The following is a 3,545-nucleotide window of genomic DNA, read 5'->3' as shown; positions in this document are numbered from 1 at the left end:
CATGCGACAACGACCAATGAAACTCGTTCCCCAGCTGTTGGCGATCCTCGTGCTGGCTGTGGTGACCATAGCGGTGTGGGCTGCCTGGCTGGGCTGGGACCAGCATCGTGACGTGCAACCTGATGGTTCGACGACCGGCCCGTACGAGGCGTGGCAGGTGATCGGGCTGGTGCTGTCTCTGCTGGCGCCGGTGTACTGGGCGGCATCCCGGCGCTACATCGCAGGCGCTGTGCTCGGCATCACGGTCGGCCTGACCGGTGCCGCTTATTACGACTGGTCGGACGACGCCAGCGGCCTCTTTATGGTCGGCGTGGGGATGGTCATGGTGGGGAGCCTCGCCGTGACCGCCGCCGTTTCCGCCGTGATCGCCTATGTGAAACGAGACCAAGGCCCCCCGACAGTCGCCCCTTAGCCGGGTGGGCCGGCAGTGTGCTGGTGGGCCGGGCAGATCGTCGAGTCGACGGACACCGCCCACTCGATATGCCTGGCCGCGTCTGTCTTGACCTGCATCCTTTTCACGATGCGGGGCTAGGCACCGTCGATGGGGCGCCTCAGGCAATGCCTGGGCGACGCTGGGCGCTGCTGCGGCCGACGAGGAACCAGAGCAGGCACCCGAGGAAGGGGGCCATCAAGGCGAAAACGAGCCAGACCAGCTTCATCCCGCCGGTGAGGTCGGACCTGACGATGCTGAGCAGAGCGCCGAAGAAAAACGCGAGAGCGCCGAGGACCACGGCAGCTCCTGCGCAGGCGATCATGATGTCGCCCGTAGGGGCAAGGGCCATCTGGTGTGTGAGCTGTGTCTGCATCGTTCTCTCCTCTTGCTGGTGGGGGGATTCTCAGAGTTCGTCGGTCGGGCTGGATGCGTGGTGACCGGTGGTTGGGGCGAGTGGCGCACCAGGTGTGTGGGTGGAGGCGGAGAGGCGGTTACCCACCTGTGCGGGAGCCATCGGCCGCAGCCACCGGCGCCGGCATCTGTGGATCGGCTGGCTCGGGCGAGTCCGGGCTGGTGCGTGCTCGCGTGTGTGGGAGGGCATGGTTCCGGATGCCGGCGAGGGTTTCGTGCGAGCCCAGGCCCTGCGGGTGGCGGCGGATGGCCCTCACGCAGGCGCCGATCATGGCGCCGTGCCGCTAGTAGAGGATGATCGCCGTCGGCACGAACATCACGATGGCCGGCGCGGGGAAGAGCAGCGCGGCCGTACCGATCGGCAGCAGGTAGATCCCTCACGCCTGGCGCCTCGCCGCCCGCAGCAGATAGACGCCGGCGGTGGCCGGGAGCACCGGGACGGCCAGGAGGACCGGGACGAATGCTCCGAGACCGAAGTTCAGCGTGCCCGCGGGGACCACCCACTGCGACACCACGAACAGCAGCGGCACGAGGGCGGCCGCCGTCCCGATCGCCTTGTCGCGGTTGCGCCACTGCGGCGCGGTCCACAGCCACCAGATCGCGCCGATCAGGGCCGGGACGCCCAGCAGGGGCCCGAAGACCGTCAGGGGGCCGGTCACCGCCAGCAGTCCCAGCAGGGCGAGGGTGCGTCCTCGGCTCACTTGCGGAGCGGGGAGCTCCTCGCCGAGTGCGGTGGCCGCGATTGTGCGCGGGTCGCCGAGGCGTGCGAGCACGGTGCGGATCTCGTCGTCGCCGGAGGCGGACTCTTCCGCGAGTGCCACGGCGATGTGCTCCTCCAGGTCGGCCAGCAGCTCGTTGCGGCGTTCCGGGCCGAGTCCGGCCGATTCACGCGCCACGGCGGCCAGGTACTTCTTCACCAGCGGGTGCTCGGTGATCGTCATGGTGGTCTCCTGTCAGTCGGTGATGAAGTGGTCGACCGCGTCACGGAAGTGCGGCCAGACAGCGGTGAACTCCTTCAGCGCCGCATGCCCCGGCGGTGTCAGCTCGTAGTAGCGCCGGGGCGGCCCGCTGGGGGACTCCTGCCAGCGGGTCTCCACCAGTCCGTCACGACGCAGCCGCGACAGCAAGGGGTAGATGGTCCCTTGGCTCGTGACCATGACGTTCACCGCGCCGAGGATTTCGAGCAGCTCCACGCCGTAGCGCGGGCCATCCCGCAAGATCGCAAGCACGCAGTACTCCAGCACCCCCTTGCGGAGCTGGCTCTCCGCCTTGCTTGCGACCGGCTTACCTGCAATGTCAGGTTCCATGCATTGCACAGTACCTGGTTATCTCTAGAAGCCCAAAGGTGACGTGGTCCGCACAGGCGACCGCGACAGCCCGCGGCTGGACGGCCCGGTCCGCCCGACACTGCCCGGCCCGGTGGCCAGGACATGTTCGGCCAGGGCCGCGGCGCCGGGTGCCAGCGCGAAGCCGGCCGTATGCGAGCGACTGCTGTCGGGGGGATTCTGGGTCCCACGGTGCCGCCACCGAACATTGACCTCCCTGTGAACCAGCTTCACTGAGATCTGACAAGGCATGCGTTGACGCCCTCCCCCGAAAAGCAGAGGCTTTCTTCCAGCGCCTCGCGCAAGCTCCGGTGGTCGTTATTCGGTACGGCGGTCATTCCTGATTCAAGGTGTTTCTGCTCTGCCGCGATATTCGCCGCTTTTGCAGACGCTTCCACCGGGCCAGGTATCCGGCACGTGTCGGTCCGCAGGGTGCAAAAAAAGCCGACAGCCGTCGCAAACCCTGGGAGCTTTTGTATGGCCTCGTTGCCGAACTCCGTGTCTGACGCCAAGTCCCGAGCCGAGGCTCTCCGTGAGGCGCTTGCCACCCGGGTGGTGGTGGCGGACGGTGCCATGGGCACGATGCTTCAGGCGCAGGACCCCAGCCTTGAGGACTTCGAAAACCTCGAAGGCTGCAACGAGGTCTTGAACATCACGCGCCCGGACTTTGTCCGCAACGTGCACAAGGAGTATTTCGCAGTCGGTGTCGACTGCGTCGAGACGAATACGTTCGGCGCGAACTTCGCCGCCCTGGCCGAGTACGACATCCCCGAGCGGAACTTCGAGCTGTCGGAGTCCGGGGCGCGGATTGCCCGCGAGGTCGCGGACGAGTTCGCGGCCAAGGACGGGCGGCAGCGGTGGGTGCTGGGCTCGATGGGTCCGGGGACCAAGTTGCCGACCCTGGGTCACGCCCCGTACATCACGCTGCGCGACGCCTACCAGATCAACGCGGAGGGCATGCTGGCCGGCGGCGCGGACGCGCTGCTGGTGGAGACCACCCAGGACCTGCTCCAGACCAAGTCGGCGATCATCGGCGCCCGGCGGGCGATGGAGAGCGCCGGTTACACCGTCCCCCTGATCTGCTCCGTGACGGTCGAGACGACCGGCACGATGTTGCTGGGCTCGGAGATCGGGGCGGCGCTGACCGCGCTGGAGCCGCTGGGTATCGACATGATCGGTCTGAACTGTGCCACCGGTCCGGCCGAGATGAGCGAGCACCTGCGCTACCTCGCCCGCCACTCCCGGGTCCCGATCTCGTGCATGCCCAACGCTGGCCTGCCGGTGCTGGGGAAGGACGGCGCGCATTATCCGCTGGGCCCGGACGAGCTGGCCGACGCGCAGCAGACGTTTGTGGGCGAGTACGGCCTTTCCCTGGT

The 3,545-nt window shown here is 67.7% G+C and carries 5 protein-coding genes; 2 read left to right on the top strand and 3 right to left on the bottom strand.

Translation table 11 applies throughout. The features are described 5' to 3' along the window. Position 1: 1 nt before the first annotated feature. Positions 2–412, top strand: a complete 411-nt coding sequence (locus J7I98_RS34350) for a hypothetical protein (protein WP_214928971.1) — start codon at positions 2–4, stop codon at positions 410–412. 139 nt (positions 413–551) lie between these two features. Here J7I98_RS34350 and J7I98_RS34345 read toward each other — a convergent pair whose 3' ends face one another. The 3 genes from J7I98_RS34345 to J7I98_RS34335 form a co-directional block, all read right to left on the bottom strand. Next, positions 552–806 (bottom strand): PLD nuclease N-terminal domain-containing protein, encoded by a 255-nt coding sequence (locus J7I98_RS34345; protein ID WP_214928970.1) that lies wholly within the window; start codon positions 804–806, stop codon positions 552–554. A 415-nt stretch (positions 807–1,221) separates the two neighbouring features. Then, on the bottom strand, positions 1,222–1,785 hold the full coding sequence (locus J7I98_RS34340; protein ID WP_214928969.1) for a hypothetical protein: 564 nt from the start codon (positions 1,783–1,785) through the stop codon (positions 1,222–1,224). A 12-nt stretch (positions 1,786–1,797) separates the two neighbouring features. After that, complete coding sequence (locus J7I98_RS34335; RefSeq protein ID WP_214928968.1) at positions 1,798–2,151, bottom strand: PadR family transcriptional regulator; 354 nt, start codon at positions 2,149–2,151, stop codon at positions 1,798–1,800. A gap of 495 nt (positions 2,152–2,646) precedes the next feature. Between J7I98_RS34335 and J7I98_RS34330 the strand changes: the two genes are divergently transcribed. After that, on the top strand, positions 2,647–3,545 hold an 899-nt coding region (locus tag J7I98_RS34330; RefSeq protein ID WP_214928967.1), incomplete at its 3' end, for a homocysteine S-methyltransferase family protein.

The sequence above is a fragment of the Streptomyces sp. ISL-98 genome (assembly GCF_018614055.1).
Taxonomy (GTDB): Bacteria; Actinomycetota; Actinomycetes; order Streptomycetales; family Streptomycetaceae; genus Streptomyces; species Streptomyces spiramyceticus.
The sequence above is the reverse complement of the archived record's forward strand: the minus strand, read 5'-3'. Positions and strand labels throughout refer to the sequence as shown.

Excerpts from the sequence above, each read along its gene's own strand:
- J7I98_RS34335 (WP_214928968.1), bottom strand. The coding sequence starts at position 2,151 with ATGGAACCTGACATTGCAGGTAAGCCGGTCGCAAGCAAGGCGGAGAGC.
- J7I98_RS34345 (WP_214928970.1), bottom strand. The coding sequence starts at position 806 with ATGCAGACACAGCTCACACACCAGATGGCCCTTGCCCCTACGGGCGAC.
- J7I98_RS34340 (WP_214928969.1), bottom strand. The coding sequence starts at position 1,785 with ATGACGATCACCGAGCACCCGCTGGTGAAGAAGTACCTGGCCGCCGTG.
- J7I98_RS34350 (WP_214928971.1), top strand. The coding sequence starts at position 2 with ATGCGACAACGACCAATGAAACTCGTTCCCCAGCTGTTGGCGATCCTC.